Source organism: Pseudomonas sp. 008 (assembly GCF_016861935.1).
Classification (GTDB): Bacteria; Pseudomonadota; Gammaproteobacteria; order Pseudomonadales; family Pseudomonadaceae; genus Aquipseudomonas.
This window is the reverse complement of sequence record NZ_BOMA01000011.1, coordinates 113,225-129,822: the sequence shown is the minus strand read 5'-3', so window position 1 is coordinate 129,822 and position 16,598 is coordinate 113,225. Positions and strand designations below refer to the sequence as shown.

Annotated in this window: 11 protein-coding genes; 4 read left to right on the top strand and 7 right to left on the bottom strand. The window is 60.7% G+C overall.

Annotation, left to right across the window (positions count from 1 at the left end):
- Nucleotides 1-272 precede the first annotated feature (272 nt).
- Complete coding sequence (gene rmf / locus JUI81_RS21765) at nucleotides 273-488, bottom strand: ribosome modulation factor (protein WP_003223300.1); 216 nt, start codon at nucleotides 486-488, stop codon at nucleotides 273-275.
- Between the two features lie 530 nt (nucleotides 489-1,018).
- Here rmf and rlmKL point away from each other — a divergent pair.
- Complete coding sequence (rlmKL, locus tag JUI81_RS21760) at nucleotides 1,019-3,289, top strand: bifunctional 23S rRNA (guanine(2069)-N(7))-methyltransferase RlmK/23S rRNA (guanine(2445)-N(2))-methyltransferase RlmL (protein WP_019579762.1); 2,271 nt, start codon at nucleotides 1,019-1,021, stop codon at nucleotides 3,287-3,289.
- Between the two features lie 143 nt (nucleotides 3,290-3,432).
- Nucleotides 3,433-5,823, top strand: coding sequence for a diguanylate cyclase (locus JUI81_RS21755; protein WP_096479815.1), 2,391 nt, complete (start codon nucleotides 3,433-3,435; stop codon nucleotides 5,821-5,823).
- Between the two features lie 95 nt (nucleotides 5,824-5,918).
- On the opposite strand, the gene dacB is transcribed toward JUI81_RS21755, so the two are convergent.
- The gene (gene dacB / locus JUI81_RS21750) at nucleotides 5,919-7,379 is read right to left on the bottom strand and encodes a D-alanyl-D-alanine carboxypeptidase/D-alanyl-D-alanine-endopeptidase (RefSeq protein WP_019579764.1); all 1,461 of its coding nucleotides are present in this window, start codon (nucleotides 7,377-7,379) and stop codon (nucleotides 5,919-5,921) included.
- Between the two features lie 234 nt (nucleotides 7,380-7,613).
- Between dacB and JUI81_RS21745 the strand changes: the two genes are divergently transcribed.
- A complete protein-coding gene (locus JUI81_RS21745) occupies nucleotides 7,614-7,958 on the top strand; it encodes a YggL family protein (RefSeq protein WP_018925275.1) in 345 nt (114 codons plus the stop codon).
- Nucleotides 7,959-7,999: 41 nt separating this feature from the next.
- Here JUI81_RS21745 and JUI81_RS21740 read toward each other — a convergent pair whose 3' ends face one another.
- On the bottom strand, nucleotides 8,000-9,190 hold the full coding sequence (locus tag JUI81_RS21740) for a benzoate/H(+) symporter BenE family transporter (RefSeq protein WP_204125015.1): 1,191 nt from the start codon (nucleotides 9,188-9,190) through the stop codon (nucleotides 8,000-8,002).
- A gap of 355 nt (nucleotides 9,191-9,545) precedes the next feature.
- On the opposite strand from JUI81_RS21740, the gene JUI81_RS21735 reads away from it, so the two are divergent.
- A complete protein-coding gene (locus JUI81_RS21735) occupies nucleotides 9,546-10,310 on the top strand; it encodes a GntR family transcriptional regulator (RefSeq protein ID WP_007941070.1) in 765 nt (254 codons plus the stop codon).
- A 90-nt stretch (nucleotides 10,311-10,400) separates the two neighbouring features.
- Here the strand turns inward: JUI81_RS21735 and guaD are convergent, their stop codons facing one another.
- From guaD to xdhA, 4 genes are all read right to left on the bottom strand, one after another.
- Nucleotides 10,401-11,699, bottom strand: coding sequence for a guanine deaminase (gene guaD / locus JUI81_RS21730; protein ID WP_204125040.1), 1,299 nt, complete (start codon nucleotides 11,697-11,699; stop codon nucleotides 10,401-10,403).
- 63 nt (nucleotides 11,700-11,762) lie between these two features.
- A complete protein-coding gene (gene xdhC, locus JUI81_RS21725; RefSeq protein ID WP_204125014.1) occupies nucleotides 11,763-12,608 on the bottom strand; it encodes a xanthine dehydrogenase accessory protein XdhC in 846 nt (281 codons plus the stop codon).
- A gap of 124 nt (nucleotides 12,609-12,732) precedes the next feature.
- Nucleotides 12,733-15,129 carry a xanthine dehydrogenase molybdopterin binding subunit gene (gene xdhB, locus JUI81_RS21720; protein ID WP_204125013.1) on the bottom strand — a complete coding sequence of 799 codons (2,397 nt, stop codon included), beginning with the start codon at nucleotides 15,127-15,129 and terminating at the stop codon, nucleotides 12,733-12,735.
- On the bottom strand, nucleotides 15,122-16,576 hold the full coding sequence (gene xdhA, locus JUI81_RS21715; protein ID WP_204125012.1) for a xanthine dehydrogenase small subunit: 1,455 nt from the start codon (nucleotides 16,574-16,576) through the stop codon (nucleotides 15,122-15,124). Before xdhA ends, xdhB begins: the two co-directional genes overlap by 8 nt.
- Nucleotides 16,577-16,598 lie beyond the last annotated feature (22 nt).

Below are 16,598 nucleotides of genomic sequence, written 5' to 3'. Positions count from 1 at the left end.
GGCGAGGGGGCTTGCCCCCGTTCGGCTGCGAAGCAGTCGTAAACCCTGTGTCCGTGTTCTCTCTGATTCACCGCGTTGCCTGGTTTTGGGGCCGCTTCGCAGCCCAACGGGGGCAAGCCCCCTCGCCACAATGGTTTCTTCGCTGAATTTGGAGCAGGCATAAAAAAGGGCTCCCCGAAGGAGCCCCTGGGCCGAAGCCCGCCGTCCGGATAGGACGTGCGTGGTTAAGTCGTAGCGTAATCAGATTGTCGTGTCGGAGTGTGTGCCCTGTATTAGCCGACGGCGTGAAGTTCGTTGAGTCTGTGGATTCCCGCAGTGCCGGTCATACCGTCCCAATTGTCGCCGCGTCCTTCTCGCCAGCCATTGATCCAGGCTTGGCGTACCGACGGTAGAGTAAAAGGGCAAAGCTCACGGGATTTACCACCAACGCCATATTGATATCCGCGCAAAAATGCTCTTTCCAACGGATCACGCTTAAGTCTTCTCATAGGGTGTTTCCCTCACTTGTTGACTGTATGTATCGCGTCGACCTCAATCGAGGTCAGGCAGAAAAATTCTGCCGTTGGTGGCTCGCTGCCGGCGTCGCGAGCCAAGGTGTTGACGCCGTTGCGACGTCAACCTGAGTTGAGTTCTAACCAATGCGTCACATCGAGGGAATGACCGTTTTGTCATAAGAACGTAACCATAAAGATGCTATGGCCATAAGTAACACGATATTTGTGCCGTGTTGATTGGCCAAAGCCCGGTATGATCGGCCCTCCGCTGGATGCTGGGGGTTGTGCCTTAACGAGAATGACACCCGTTGCTCTTGGGTATTATTCGACGAAGGGTCGACTTATGACATTTTGTTTCATCAACTTTTTTATCTGCCCTGGCATCTAAGCTCTTTTAACCCGAGCAGTCAGGGTGGGACGGCACACCTTCGTGCCACGCGGGCGTTCTGTTAGAAAAACGCCTGATTGAAAACCGGATCGGCAACGCGTTGCCGGTTCACTTAGCTAAAGGCTCTGGAATTACCATGTCCGATCGTTTCGAACTCTTCCTCACTTGCCCCAAAGGCCTTGAAGGTCTGCTCATCGAGGAAGCCGTCGGGCTTGGCCTTGAGGAAGCACGCGAGCACACCTCGGCTGTGCGCGGCATGGCCACCATGGAAACCGCTTATCGCTTGTGCCTGTGGTCGCGTCTGGCGAACCGGGTGCTGTTGGTGCTCAAGCGCTTCCCGATGAAGGACGCCGAAGACCTCTATCACGGCGTGCTGGATATCGATTGGCAAGACCACATGCTCAACGACGGCACCCTGGCCGTCGAATTCAGCGGTCACGGCTCTGGCATCGACAACACGCACTTTGGCGCCTTGAAGGTCAAGGATGCCATCGTCGACAAACTGCGCACCCCGCAAGGCGATCGTCCGTCCATCGACAAGCTCAACCCGGACCTGCGCGTTCACCTGCGTCTGGACCGTGGCGAAGCCATCCTGTCCCTCGACCTGTCCGGGCACAGCCTGCACCAGCGCGGTTATCGCTTGCAGCAAGGCGCGGCGCCGCTGAAGGAAAACCTCGCGGCAGCGATTCTGATCCGTGCCGGCTGGCCGCGCATTGCCGCCGATGGTGGCGCGCTGGCTGACCCGATGTGCGGTGTCGGCACGTTCCTGGTGGAGGCCGCCATGATCGCCGCCGACATGGCACCGAACCTGCGCCGCGAGCAGTGGGGCTTCACCGCCTGGCTCGGGCACGTGCCGGCGCTGTGGAAAAAACTCCACGAAGAAGCCACCGAACGCGCCGCGGCCGGCCTGGCCAAGCCACCGCTGTGGATTCGCGGTTACGAAGCCGATCCACGCCTGATTCAACCGGGCCGCAACAACGTCGAACGTGCCGGCCTGAGCGAGTGGATCAAGATTTATCAGGGCGAAGTGGCAACGTTCGAGCCGCGCCCGGACCAGAACCAGAAAGGCCTGGTGATCTGCAACCCTCCGTATGGCGAGCGTCTGGGCGATGAGGCGAGCCTGCTCTACCTCTACCAGAACCTCGGCGAGCGTCTGCGTCAGGCGTGCTTGAACTGGGAGGCGGCGGTGTTCACCGGCGCCCCGGACCTGGGCAAGCGCATGGGCATCCGCAGCCACAAACAGTATTCGTTCTGGAACGGCGCATTGCCGTGCAAATTGCTGCTGATCAAGGTCACGCCAGACCAGTTTGTCACCGGCGAGCGTCGCACCCCGGAACAGCGTCAGGCCGAGCGTGAACAGGCGGCCTACGATGAAGCACCGAGTGAGCCGCAAGAGCGCAAGTACAACAAGAACGGCAATCCGATCAAACCGGCTCCGGCACCCGCCCCGGTGATCGAGCAGCCGCGCCTGAGTGAAGGCGGGCAGATGTTTGCCAATCGTCTGCAAAAGAACGTCAAGGCGCTGGGCAAGTGGGTCAAGCGTGAAGGCATCGACTGCTACCGCGTCTACGATGCCGACATGCCGGAATATTCCATGGCCATCGACCTGTATCACGACTGGGTCCACGTTCAGGAATACGCCGCGCCGAAATCCATCGATCCGGAAAAAGCCTCGGCGCGGATGTTCGATGCCCTGGCCGCAATCCCGCAGGCGTTGAACATCGACAAGAGCCGCGTGGTGGTCAAGCGTCGCGAACGTCAGAGCGGCACCAAGCAGTACGAACGCCAGAGCGCCCAGGGCAAGTTCAACGAGGTCAACGAAGGCGGCGTGAAGCTGCTGGTGAACCTCACTGACTACCTCGATACCGGGCTGTTCCTCGACCACCGGCCGATGCGCATGCGGATTCAGAAAGAGGCGGCCGGCAAACGCTTCCTCAACCTGTATTGCTACACCGCGACCGCCAGCGTGCATGCGGCCAAGGGCGGTGCGCGCAGCACCACCAGCGTCGACCTGTCGAAAACCTACCTGGATTGGGCGCGTCGCAACCTGTCGCTGAACGGTTTCTCTGACAAGAACCGTCTGGAGCAGGGCGATGTGATGGCTTGGCTCGACGCCTGCCGTGACGAGTACGACTTGATCTTCATCGATCCGCCGACCTTCTCCAACTCCAAGCGCATGGAAGGGATCTTCGACGTGCAGCGTGATCAGGTGCAGTTGATCGACCTGGCGATGGCGCGTCTCGCGCCGGGCGGGGTGTTGTACTTCTCCAACAACTTCCGCAAGTTCCAGCTCGAGGAAAACCTCACCGAGCGTTATGCCGTTGAAGAAATCACGGCCCAGACCATCGATCCGGATTTCGCCCGTAATGGCAAGATCCACCGTGCCTGGAAGATCACTGCTCGCTGACACTTGAGCCTGATTGGATCCACAGAGCCTTGATTTTTAAAGGCTCTTTGGTTCTTTCAGTGCTGGTCAAATTAGTGGCTAATAGCTATAACTCAACTCATGGCCAATGGGCTTTCCGGCACCTGGCGTTATGAGTTGCGTTTATGTCGTTACACGCCGTGCGCCCCAAGATCCTGGGTTTTATCAGCGAAGATGTCTCGGCCTGGCTGGTCGCGCTGCTGGTATTGCTCGTCGGCGGGATTCTTACGGGGTTACTGGCCTGGGCCACGCTCAATCAGTTTCATCAGCAAATGCGGCAACGTTTCCAACTGCTCGCCAGTGAACGCTACAGCCGTATCGAAGAACGTTTCGAAGATCAGGAGCAGCGCCTCGATGGCCTGCGCCGGTTCTTTGCCAATTCCGAGTCGGTGTCCCGCGAGGAATTCGACGGTTACGCCAAACCTCTTCTGCGGCGCACCCAAGCCTATTCCTGGGCACCACGGGTTTCCCGCGCCGAACGCCCCTTGCTTGAACGCTTCGTGCATGACGAAGGCTTGAGCAATTTCACCTTTCGCGAACTCACCGCCGACGGCCAGTTGCAACCGGCCGCGGAGCGGGACGAGTACGTGCCGGTGCTCTATACCCAAACCCAGAGCCGACTGCCCACGCCGCTGGGTTACGACCTGCTGGCTCAGCCCCTGCGCCGTTCGACCCTGGAGCGTGCCGATCGAACTGGCCGCATGGCTGTCTCGCAACCATTGCATCTGGTAGGCATTGAGCCTGCCTATTCACGGGGGGTGTTGCTGGTGGCCCCCGTCAGCCGTCAGCACCTGCCGGACACCACGCCCGTCGGGTATGTGATGGCGGTGATCAGCATGCGCCAGCTGCTGGCGGACGGGCTGCCGGAAGAGAATCATGATTCTCTCTCGGTGCGCATTCTCGACTTGTCCACCGATGACCAACACGAAGTGCTGTACGAGTCGACCAACCCGGCGGGGGCCAGTGACTTGTCCTCTACGCGCTTGCTGCGCCTGGCCGACCACGATTATCAAGTGGATATGCGCCCCAGTGCTGCGTTCCTGCAAGCCAACCATTCCTCAGTGACCAGCCAGGTGGTGCTGGGTGGTTTACTCAGCTTGTTGCTCAGTGTGTTTCTCTATGTGTTGGTCAGCCAGCGGCAACGGGCGCTGAAAATGGTCGAGCAACGGACCGAGGAACTGCACGCCCGTGAGCAAGAGCTGCGCGGCACGCATGGCCAATTGCGCGGCGTGCTGGATGCTGCGACTCAGGTGGCGATTATCGCCACCGACCTGCGCGGGATCGTCAGCACTTTCAACGCCGGTGCCGAGCACATGCTCGGTTACTCCAGTGCGCAGGCCGTGGGCCACATGACCCTGGAAAACCTGCACCTGCCCCGGGAGCTCGAGGCGCGGTCGGCGGAGTTGAGCGCGCGCTATGGCAAGCCGATTCCGACCTGTCAGGCCATGTTGGTCGAAGGCGGGGAAGAGGGCGGTCACGAAGCCCGGGAGTGGACGCTGGTGCGCCGCGACGGCAGCCATTTGACGGTGAACATGCTGGCGACCCCCGTTCTCGACGAGCAGGGTTTGTGGGTCGGGCACTTGGCGATCTGTATCGACATCACCGAGCGCAAGCGCGTCCACGAGGCCCTGGCGGCGCGGGACTTGTTGTTGAAGAAACTCAGCGCCCATGTGCCCGGCGGGATTTACCAGTTCAAGATGGAGTTCGATGGGCGCTTCAGCGTGATCTATGCCAGCGACGGGATGCGCGAGATCTACGAACTCGAACTGGAGGTACTGTTGAGCAATGCCGAAGCGGTGTTCTCGCGGATTCATCCTCAGGACTCGCGCCGGGTCCGCGCATCGATCCAGGTGTCGGCGGACAACCTCAGCCCCTGGCGCGAAGAGTATCGCGTGCAATTGCCCGAGCGTGGCCTGCGCTGGGTCCGCGGCGAAGCGACGCCGGAGGAGCTGCCCGGTGGCGGTGTGCTGTGGCATGGCTACATTTCGGACATTTCCGACCTCAAGCGGGTGGAAGAGGAGTTGCGCGCACTGTCGGTGACCGACTCCCTGACCGGGATCCACAACCGCCGCTACTTTCAGGAGCGCCTGACCACAGAAATGGCCCGGGTCGAGCGCGGTGGTGGCGAGTTGTCGGTGATCATGCTCGACATCGACCACTTCAAACGCATCAATGACCAGCACGGCCATGCCGTGGGCGATCGGGTATTGCAGGCGGTGTGTGAGCGTATTGGCCGTCGCCTGCGGCGCACCGATGTATTCTGTCGCCTGGGGGGCGAAGAGTTCATGGTGCTCTGTCCGGACATCGACGGCGAGCAGGCTCATGTGCTGGCCTTGGAACTGTGGCAAGGGTTGCGCAGTTCGCCGATCGACGAGGTGGGGATCGTTACCGCGAGTTTCGGGATTGCCAGCTGGCGGGCCGGGGAAGGCGCGGATGCGTTGCTGTTGCGGGCGGATTCGGGGGTTTACGCGGCGAAGCAGGCGGGAAGGGATCGGGTTGAGGGGCAGATGAGCTAGGTCTGCATACAGACCCTGTTGGAGATTCTATGTTGCAGGGTTGCCCTGCAACATAGAATCTCCAACATTGGATCTGAGGTGTTCGATGGATCCGGTTACAACACCGATGCCGTGGTCGGCAGTTTCGGCTGGCGATACAGGTCCAACAGCACCTGATCCAGCACCGAAGACGCGCCAAACGGAGCCTTGTCGTTAAGAATCGCCACCACCGCCCAGGTATTGCCATTGACATCGCGGCTGAAGCCGGAGATGGCACGCACGGTGTTCAGGGTGCCAGTCTTGACGTGGGCTTCACCGGTCATGGCCGTGTGTTTCAGGCGTTTGCGCATGGTGCCGTCGGTGCCGGCAATCGGCATCGAGCTGATGAACTCGGCGGCGTACGGGCTGCGCCAGGCGGCTTGCAGCATTGCGGCCATTTCACGTGCGCTTACCCGTTCGGCGCGGGATAGGCCGGAACCGTTCTCCATCACCAGGTGCGGTGATGTGATGCCTTTCTGCGCCAGCCACTGACGCACCACACGTTGGGCCGCTTTCGCGTCATCACTGTCGGCGTCGGTGCGGAATTTCTGGCCCAGGCTCAGGAACAACTGCTGAGCCATGGTGTTGTTACTGTATTTGTTGATGTCGCGAATGATTTCCGCCAGGTCTGGCGAGTAGGCCCGGGCCAGCACCTTGGCGCTGCTCGGCGTCGGTGCCAGACGATCCTGGCCCTGGATGCTGCCGCCCAATTCCTTCCAGATCGCGCGCACGGCGCCGGCGGTGTAGGTCGCGTGGTCGAGTAGCGACAAGTAGGTCTGGGAGCTGCAACCTTCGCCCAACTGGCCGCCGACGGTCACGGTGACGCTGCCATCAGCCTGGGTCACCGGGTTGTAGCGCACGCCCCCGGTGCATTGCTTGGAGTTGAGCGCCTTGACCTGATTGTCGATGCGGATGCTGGCAATCGGCGGCTCGACCGACACCAGGACCTTGCCCGAGTCGTTGCGGGCCACGAAACGCAGGGCCTTGAGGTTGACCAGCAGTGCGTCGGGCTTGACCAGGAACGGTTTGTTCTCGTCATTGCCGTCGTCGTTGAACTCGGGCAGTTGCGGTTGCACGAAGAAGCCGCGGTCCAGCACCAGGTCGCCGGTGACCTGGGTCACGCCATTGGCGCGCAAGTCGCGCATCAGCAGCCAGAGTTTTTCCATGTTCAGCTTCGGATCGCCGCCACCCTTGAGGTAGAGGTTACCGTTGAGGATGCCACCGCTGAGGGTGCCGTCGGTGTAGAACTCGGTTTTCCACTGATGGTTCGGGCCTAGCATTTCCAGCGCCGCATAGGTGGTGACCAGTTTCATGGTCGAGGCCGGGTTGACCGAAACGTCAGCGTTATAAACGGTTGGGGTGCCCGGGCCGTTAAGCGGGATCATCACCAGCGACAAGGCGCTGTCCGGCAATTTGCTGGCCTTGAGGGCCTTTTCAACGTTGGGCGACAGGGCGGTGTTGATCGGCGCGGCGGAAACGGGGAGAGCCAGGGGCAGAAGAAGGCTGGCCAGCAGCAATGGACGCAAAGATTTGATCATCTGAAATAAAACCCTACAGCCGAGGGGGAAAAAGACGAGGGCATGGTGATAAATTCCCTCAGCGGTCATGAAAGTGTCGGCATTATGCCCCAAGGTGCAAGGGCTTGTGCCGCACCTTGGTCGACTAATCCGCTATTTTTTTACCGACGGTAGACGTCGCGCCGTTCTGAGGCGGGTAATCGGCGCCTTAAACTGCTAAAGTGCCGCCCGTTATTACTTATGAGGATTGTTCCAATGGCGACTAACCGTTCCCAGCGTCTGCGCAAAAAACTGTGCGTCGATGAATTTCAAGAGCTGGGTTTCGAACTGAACCTGGATTTCAAAGAAGATTTGGCTGATGAAGCCATTGATGCTTTCCTCGACGCGTTCCTGAAAGAAGCCATGGAAGCCAACGGTCTGGGTTATGTGGGCGGCGATGACTTCGGTCTGGTTTGCCTGCAGAAGCGTGGCTCGGTGACCGAAGCACAGCGTGCCGCTGTTGAAGCCTGGCTCAAGGGCCGTAGTGAATTGACCAGCGCTGAAGTCAGCCCGCTGATCGACGTCTGGTACCCGGAAAAGCCGATCAATCCGGTAGCCTGATGTTCTAAAAAAACGGCGACCCCAAGGGTCGCCGTTTTTTTTCAGGCTTTACGCCAATTCAGAATCACCAGCGTCAACACCCCCGCGACAATCCCCCAGAACGCCGAACCGATGGAAAACAGCGTCAGCCCCGATGCCGTCACCATAAAGGTAATCAGCGCCGCTTCGCGTTCCTGCACTTGCGCCATGGCAATGCTCAGACCGTTGATGATCGAGCCGAACAGCGCCAGCGCGGCAATCGACAGCACCAGTTCTTTAGGCAACGCGGCAAACAACGCCGCCAATGTCGCGCCGAACACCCCGGCAATCCCGTAGAAAATCCCGCACCAGACCGCTGCCGTGTAACGCTTGTTGCGATCCTCATGGGCGTGCGGCCCGGTGCAGATCGCTGCGCTGATGGCGGCCAGGTTGATCCCGTGGGAGCCGAACGGCGCCAACAGCAACGAGGCGATGCCGGTGGTGGTGATCAGCGGCGAGGCCGGCACGTTGTAGCCGTCGGCGCGCAAAACGGCGATGCCCGGCATGTTCTGCGAGGTCATCGCCACCACGAACAGCGGGATGCCGATGCTGATGGTCGCGGCCAGGGAGAAATGCGGCGTGGTCCAGACCGGCGTCGCGACTTCCAGGTGAAAGCCACTGAAATCCAGCAACCCCATGAAACCGGCCAGCGCGGTGCCAATCAGCAGTGCCGCGAGCACGGCGTAGCGTGGTGACAGGCGCTTGACCAGCAGATACGTGAAGAACATCCCCAGGACCAGCGCGGTGCGGTGCTGGGCGGCGACGAAAATCTCGCTGCCGATCTTGAACAGAATCCCCGCCAGCAACGCCGCCGCCAACGAGGCCGGAATCTTTTTCACCAGCCGTTCGAAACTGCCCGTCAGGCCGCACACGGTCACCAACACTGCGCAAGTAATGTAGGCGCCGATGGCCTCGCCGTAGCTGACACCGCCCAGGCTGGTGATCAGCAACGCCGCGCCGGGGGTCGACCAGGCAATGGTAATCGGGGTGCGGTAGCGCAAGGACAGGCCGATCGAGCACACCGCCATGCCGATGGAGATCGCCCAGATCCACGACGAAATCTGCCCGCTGGTCAGGCCCGCCGCTTGCCCAGCCTGGAACATCAGCACCAGGGAGCTGGTGTAACCGGTCATCATGGCGATGAACCCGGCGACAATGGCCGAGGGCGACGTGTCGGTCAGGGGACGAAGCTGCGTGTGCGTGGCGTCGGTCATGACAGCGGTGTTCCTTGTTCTGATAAAGATGTCCGTAGCCGCTGAACCTGTAGGAGCGAGGCTTGCCCGCGAAGGCGTCGTGTCATTCAACATTGATATCGACTGACACGACGCCTTCGCGGGCAAGCCTCGCTCCTGTAGGGATTGTGTTCAGGCTGCGAATTCTGCGTTCAAGCCTAAACTGAAACGTAACCGGTCGTTGCGATACAGCAAAGGCGACAAACAGCCGTACAGTCGTGTTGCCACCCGCCATTGTGTACAATTGCAGTGTTTTTTACGCGATACTTGCCAGCGACCCACTGTGCCGTATTACAGTCACGGTCAATTCGCCGCAGTTCTCCCGACTCGAGTGCCCATGAACGAACAGTTGCAACCCCTCAAGAAACAACCGCGAGCAGGCAAAGCCGGCCGCAGCGGTACCCAGGACGATATTGTCTACGCGCATATCTTCGAGGCCATCCTCGAACAGCGTCTGGCGCCCGGCACCAAGTTGAGCGAAGAAGCGCTGGGGGAAATTTTCGGGGTCAGTCGCACCATCATTCGCCGCGCGCTGTCGCGTCTGGCCCATGAAGGCGTGGTATTGCTGCGTCCGAATCGCGGCGCTGTCGTCGCCAGCCCGAGTGTCGAAGAGGCACGTCAGGTGTTCATGGCGCGGCGGCTGGTGGAGCGGGCGATCACTGAGTTGGCGGTACAGCACGCCACTGCCGAGCAGATTGCCGACTTGCGGCAGATGGTCAACGACGAGCGCGACAGCTTCTCCCGCGGCGATCGCGGTGCCGGTATTCGTCTGTCGGGCGAGTTCCACTTGAAACTGGCCGAAGCGGCGAAGAACGCGCCGCTGATCAGCTTCCAGCGCAGCCTGGTGTCCCAGACATCGCTGATCATCGCCCAGTATGAGAGCGGCAACCGTTCCCACTGTTCCTACGATGAACACACCCAGCTGATCGACGCCATCGAAGCGCGGGACGCGACGCTGGCGGTGGACTTGATGATGCATCACATGGACCACATCGACAGCAAACTCAACCTCGACGAAGAAAGCGCGTCGGATGATTTGCATGCGGTGTTCTCGCATCTGTTGCAGACCAAGAAACCGGGGCGTTCGACTGCCAAGCTATAAATCGGGCCGAGTCGCGATAGCGGTCTGACAGGCGACAAAAAAATCCCCCGCAATCAATGAATGCGGGGGATTTTTTATGCCTGAAAGACTTTAGCGCTGATGCACCAGACTCCCCGCCGCATACGTCTGCAGCACAGTCCGATCATCCCCCAGCGTCATCAACACAAACAACGTCTCGGCAATGTTGTTCGCCTGCTTTATGCGATAGCTCAGCAGCGGCGTGGCGTTGTAGTCCAGCACCAGGAAGTCCGCGTCGGTGCCCGGTTGCAGGGTGCCGATCTTGTCTTCCAGCCGCAGCGCGCGGGCGCCGCCGAGGGTGGCGAGGTACAGCGACTTGAACGGGCTCAGCCGCGCACCTTGCAGCTGCATAACCTTGTAGGCTTCGTTCAGGGTTTGCAGCAGCGAGAAACTGGTGCCGCCACCGACGTCCGTGCCCAGGCCGACATTCAGCTTGTGCTTCTCGGCCATCGGCAGGTTGAACAAGCCGCTGCCGAGGAAGAAGTTTGAGGTCGGACAGAACGCAATCGCCGATCCGGTCTGTGCCAGGCGCGCGCATTCGTCGTCGCACAGGTGCACGCCGTGGGCGAACACCGAGCGCTCGCCGAGCAATTGGTAGTGATCGTAGACGTCCAGGTAGCCCTTGCGCTCCGGGAACAGTTCCTTGACCCACTCGACTTCCTTGAGGTTTTCGCTGATGTGGGTCTGCATGTACAGATCCGGGTATTCGCTGAGCAACTGCCCCGCCAGTGCAAGCTGTTCCGGGGTGCTGGTCGGGGCGAAGCGCGGCGTGACTGCGTAATGCAGGCGGCCCTTGCCATGCCAGCGCTCGATCAGCGCCTTGCTTTCGACATAGCTCGACTCGGCGGTGTCGGTCAGGTAGTCCGGCGCGTTGCGATCCATCATCACCTTGCCGGCGATCATCCGCAGATCCAGTTGCTCGGCAGCCTCGAAAAACGAGTTCACCGATTGCGGATGCACGCTGCCGAAGACCAGGGCGGTGGTGGTGCCGTTGCGCAACAGTTCCTTGATGAAAATATCCGCCACTTCGTCGGCGTGAGCCTTGTCGGCGAACTGGCTTTCGCACGGGAAGGTGTAGGTGTTCAGCCAGTCCAGCAGTTGCTCACCGTAGGCGCCGACCATGCCGGTTTGCGGCAGGTGAATGTGGGTATCGATGAAGCCGGGGGTGATCAGTGCGTCCTGATAATGGGTGATCTCGATGTCGGCCGGCAGCGCTGGCAGCAATTCGCTGGCGTGGCCGATGGCGTTGATCTGGCCGTTCTCGACCACCAGCAGGCCGTCTTCGAAATACTCATACGAGGCTTCGATACCCACTTCGGCAGGGTCGGCGATGCTGTGCAAAATGGCGGCGCGGTAGGCTTTGCGAGTCATTGGCATGGGTGTTCTCAATTAGTTCGGAGCTTTTCAGTTCGAGGCTTTTCAGTTCGAAGCTCTTCAGTTAGAAGCTTGGCTGCGGCGTGAAGCAGGCAGCAGTTTGGCGATCGATGATCCGGCGCTGGCGGTGTGCTGGCCAAAATTCGCGTTGTAAGTGGCGATGATTTCGCCGGCGATGGAGATGGCGATTTCCACAGGCAACTTGCCTTTGACTTCGCCCAGCCCCATCGGACAGCGCATGCGTTGCAGCACGGCGCTGTCGAAACCACGATCACGCAGGCGGTGTTCGAACTTCACCCGTTTGGTCTTCGAACCGATCAGGCCGAAGTAGGCGAAGTCATTGCGCTTGAGGATCGCGGCGGTGAGTTCGAGGTCGAGCTGGTGGTTGTGAGTCATGACAATGCAGTAGCTGCCAGCGGGCAGGTCATCGACTTCATCCAGCGGTTCTTCGGTGATGATTTTGCGCACGCCATGGGGGATCTGTTCGGGGAATTCGGCTTCCCGCGAATCGATCCAGCGCACCCGGCAGGGCAGGCTGGCGAGCAGCGGCACCAGCGCCCGACCGACGTGGCCGGCGCCGAATACAGCAATCTGCGCTTGCACCTGGCCCATCGGCTCGAACAACAACACGGTCACGCCGCCGCAGCACTGGCCCAGGCTGGCGCCGAGGCTGAAGCGCTCCAGATGGGTGTCCTGCCGGCCGCTGGCAAGCATCTCGCGGCCGATCTGCATGGCCTTGTATTCCAGATGCCCGCCACCGATGGTGTCGAACGTTTGCGTGGCGCTGATGACCATCTTCGAGCCGGCATTGCGCGGCGTCGAGCCGAGCTCTTCGATGATGGTCACCAACACACAGGGTTCACCCCGGTTTTGCAGGTCGGCGAGGGCGTCGATCCAGTTGTACATGTTCACCTCTCAAGATCGTTCCCACGCTCGGCGTGGGAATGCATCTCTGGACGCTCCGCGTCCGCTGTTCACAATGCGACGCAGAACGTCGCGGGCTGCATTCCCACGCAGAGCGTGGGAACGATCAAACCACTACTTCCGACTCAGTTTCGACGGCCTTCACCGCCTTCAACTGACGCATCTGCTCACAGCCCCACAACACCCGCTCCGGCGTCGCCGGCGCGTCGATTTTCGGTTGATGCCGGTAGTCGCCCAAACTCGCCACGGCGTCCTTGATCGCGCACCAGACGGCGATGCCAAGCATGAACGGCGGCTCACCCACAGCCTTGGAATGGAACACCGTGTCTTCCGGGTTCTTGCGGTTTTCCACCAGCTTCACCCGCAGGTCCAACGGCATGTCCGCCACGGCCGGGATCTTGTAGCTGGCCGGGCCGTTGGTCATCAGTTTGCCTTTGTCGTTCCACACCAGTTCTTCCATGGTCAGCCAGCCCATGCCCTGGATGAAACCGCCCTCGACCTGACCGATGTCGATGGCCGGGTTCAACGAGGCGCCGACGTCGTGGAGGATGTCGGTGCGCAGCATCTTGTACTCGCCCGTCAGGGTGTCGACGATCACCTCGGCGCAGGCCGCGCCGAAGGCGTAGTAGTAGAACGGCCGGCCGCGAGCCTGGCTGCGGTCGTAGTAGATTTTCGGGGTCTTATAGAAGCCAGTGCTCGACAGCGATACCTGGGCGAAATACGCCTGCTGGATCAGCGCTTCGAACGTCAGGATGTGATCGCGAACCCGCACATGCCCGTTGTGGAATTCCACGTCTTCTTCGCTGACCTTGTATTGCCGCGCAGCAAATTCCACCAGGCGTTTCTTGATGATTTCCGCGGCGTTCTGTGCGGCTTTACCGTTGAGGTCGGCGCCGCTGGAAGCGGCGGTTGGCGAGGTGTTCGGCACTTTGTCGGTGTTGGTCGCGGTGATCTGCACCCGGTCCATTTCCACCTGGAATACTTCAGCCACCACTTGCGCAACTTTGGTGTTCAACCCCTGGCCCATTTCGGTGCCGCCGTGGTTCAGGTGGATGCTGCCGTCGGTGTAGACATGCACCAACGCACCCGCCTGGTTGAGGAAACTGGCGGTGAAGGAAATGCCGAATTTGACCGGGGTCAGCGCCAGGCCTTTTTTCAGGACCGGGCTGTTGGCATTGTAGCGACGGATCGCTTCGCGGCGCTCGGCGTACTGGCTGCTGGCTTCCAGTTCGGCGGTCATTTCCTCGAGCATGTTGTGCTCGACGGTCTGGTAGTAATGGGTGACGTTGCGCTCGGTCTTGCCGTAGTAGTTGGCCTTGCGCACCGCCAGCGGATCGAGGCCCAGATGACGGGCGATGGCGTCCATCACTTCTTCGATGGCGACCATGCCTTGCGGGCCGCCGAAACCACGGTAAGCGGTGTTCGACGCGGTATTGGTCTTGCAGCGGTGACCGTTGATGGTCGCATCGCCCAGGTAGTACGAGTTGTCGGCATGGAACATCGCGCGGTCGACAATCGACGCCGACAAGTCCGGTGAGCAACCGCAGTTACCGGCCAGCTCCAGGGCGATGCCGTGCAGGCGGCCGGTACTGTCGAAGCCCACGTCGTACTCGACGTAGAACGGGTGACGCTTACCGGTCATCAGCATGTCTTCAACACGCGGCAGGCGCATTTTGGTGGGTTGACCGGTCAGGTGCGCGATCACCGCGCACAGGCACGCCGGGCTTGCCGCCTGGGTTTCCTTGCCGCCGAAACCACCGCCCATGCGGCGCATGTCGACGACGATCTTGTTCATCGACACGTCCAGCACTTCCGCCACCAGTTTCTGCACTTCGGTGGGGTTCTGGGTCGAGCAGTAAACGATCATCCCGCCGTCTTCAGTCGGCATCACCGAAGAGATCTGGGTTTCCAGATAAAAGTGTTCCTGGCCGCCGATGTGCAGCGTGCCCTGGATGCGATGCTCGGCAGTGGCCAAGGCATTGGCCGAATCGCCGCGCTGGTGGGTATGGCTGTCGAGCACGAAATGGCGTTTGCGCAGGGCTTCGACCACGTCCAGAACCGGTTCGAGGTCTTCGTATACGATGATCGCTGCCATCGCGGCTTTGCGCGCGGTTTCCAGGTCTTTCGCGGCGACGGCGAGTACCGGTTGACCGACAAACTGCACGTCATCGATGGCCAGCAGCGGATCGCCCGGCAACAGCGGGCCGATGTCTTTCAGGCCTGGCACGTCTTCGTGGGTGATGGCGATGCGCACGCCTTCGAATGCGTAGCAGGGCTTGGTGTCGATGCTGATGATTTTCGCGTGGGCGCGGTCCGACAGCCGAGCATAAACGTGCAGCTGATTGGGGAATTCCAGCCGATCGTCGATGTACTGTGCTTCACCGGACACATGCTTGGCGGCGCTGTCGTGCTTGACGCTGCGGCCGACTCCGGTGGTCAGGTCCTTGGCGAACAATTCAGCCAGTTCGGCTTGGGTCTTCTCTACAGCGTGATGATTAGACATAAGCGGTCACCCGAGTCTCGATGTGCGGTGTTTGCAGTTCGATGAAGTACTTGCGCAGGAGGTTCTGCGCGCTGAGCAGGCGATATTCCTTGCTGGCGCGGAAGTCCGAGAGCGGTGTGAAATCTTCGGCCAGTGCGGCGCAAGCGCGCTCAATGGTGGTGGTGTTGAACGGTGCGCCAAGCAGCGCGGCTTCGCAGTTTTTCGCGCGTTTGGGGATGGCCGCCATGCCGCCGAAAGCAACGCGGGCGTCGGCGACTACGCCATTGTCGATGCGCAGGTTGAAGGCGGCGCAGACCGCGGAAATGTCATCGTCCAGACGCTTCGACACCTTGTAGGCGCGGAACAGTTGTTCAGCGCTGGCGCGGGGCACGATGATCTTCTCGATGAACTCGCTTTCCTGGCGCGCGGTGACCCGGTAATCGATGAAGTAATCTTCCAGGGCCAGGGTGCGGCGAGTCTCGCCTTTGCACAGCACGATCTGCGCGCCAAGGGCGATCAGCAGCGGTGGCGAGTCACCGATCGGTGAGGCATTGCCGATGTTGCCGCCGAGGGTGCCCTGGTTGCGAATCTGCAACGAAGCGAAGCGCTGCAGCAATTCGCCGAAGTCCGGGTACTCGGCTTTCAAAGCGTCGTAACAGTCGGAGAGGGCGGTGGCGGCGCCGATTTCCAGGCGATCGTCGAAGCGCTCGATGCGCTTCATTTCGGCGACGTTGCCGACGTAGATCATCACCGGCAAGGTGCGGTGGAATTGCGTGACTTCCAGCGCCAGGTCGGTACCGCCGGCCAGCAGGCGGGCCTGTGGATAAGCGTCGTAGAGGTCGGCCAGATCGGCCACGGTCAACGGCACCAGGCAGCGTTTGTCGCCACTATTGAGTTCGCCGATGTCGGTGGGGGCGATGGCTTTCAGGCGAGCGATGGTTTGCGCTTCGCGAGCATCGAACTGATCCGGTTGCTTGCCGCAGCAGGATTGCTCGGCAGCGGCCAGGATCGGCCGATAACCAGTGCAGCGGCAGAGGTTGCCAGCCAGCGCTTCATGGGCCTTGTGGGCGTCCGGTTGATCGCTGTTCTTTTGCAGGGCGAACAGCGACATGACAAAGCCCGGGGTGCAGAAACCGCACTGCGAGCCGTGGCACTCAACCATGGCTTTTTGCACGCTGTGCAACTCGCCCTTGTGCTTGAGGTCTTCGACGCTGATCAGTTGCTTGCCGTGCAGCGACGAAACAAAGGTCAGGCAGGAGTTGAGGCTGCGATAGCGAATGTGTTCGCGGCCATCGTCATCCGTCTGCAACTCGCCGACCACCACGGTGCAGGCGCCACAGTCACCGCTGGCGCAGCCTTCTTTGGTGCCGGGTTTGCCCACATGTTCGCGCAAGTAATTGAGCACGGTCAGGTTCGGGTCCAGGGCGTGCTCGCTACGGAGTTCCTGGTTTAATAAAAACTGGATCACGGATGGCCTCGCAAACTCATTA

Bases quoted from the DNA above. Each gene is read 5' to 3' on its own strand.
- rmf (WP_003223300.1), bottom strand. From the start codon at position 488: ATGAGAAGACTTAAGCGTGATCCGTTGGAAAGAGCATTTTTGCGCGGA.
- rlmKL (WP_019579762.1), top strand. From the start codon at position 1,019: ATGTCCGATCGTTTCGAACTCTTCCTCACTTGCCCCAAAGGCCTTGAA.
- JUI81_RS21755 (WP_096479815.1), top strand. From the start codon at position 3,433: ATGTCGTTACACGCCGTGCGCCCCAAGATCCTGGGTTTTATCAGCGAA.
- dacB (WP_019579764.1), bottom strand. From the start codon at position 7,379: ATGATCAAATCTTTGCGTCCATTGCTGCTGGCCAGCCTTCTTCTGCCC.
- JUI81_RS21745 (WP_018925275.1), top strand. From the start codon at position 7,614: ATGGCGACTAACCGTTCCCAGCGTCTGCGCAAAAAACTGTGCGTCGAT.
- JUI81_RS21740 (WP_204125015.1), bottom strand. From the start codon at position 9,190: ATGACCGACGCCACGCACACGCAGCTTCGTCCCCTGACCGACACGTCG.
- JUI81_RS21735 (WP_007941070.1), top strand. From the start codon at position 9,546: ATGAACGAACAGTTGCAACCCCTCAAGAAACAACCGCGAGCAGGCAAA.
- guaD (WP_204125040.1), bottom strand. From the start codon at position 11,699: ATGACTCGCAAAGCCTACCGCGCCGCCATTTTGCACAGCATCGCCGAC.
- xdhC (WP_204125014.1), bottom strand. From the start codon at position 12,608: ATGTACAACTGGATCGACGCCCTCGCCGACCTGCAAAACCGGGGTGAA.
- xdhB (WP_204125013.1), bottom strand. From the start codon at position 15,129: ATGTCTAATCATCACGCTGTAGAGAAGACCCAAGCCGAACTGGCTGAA.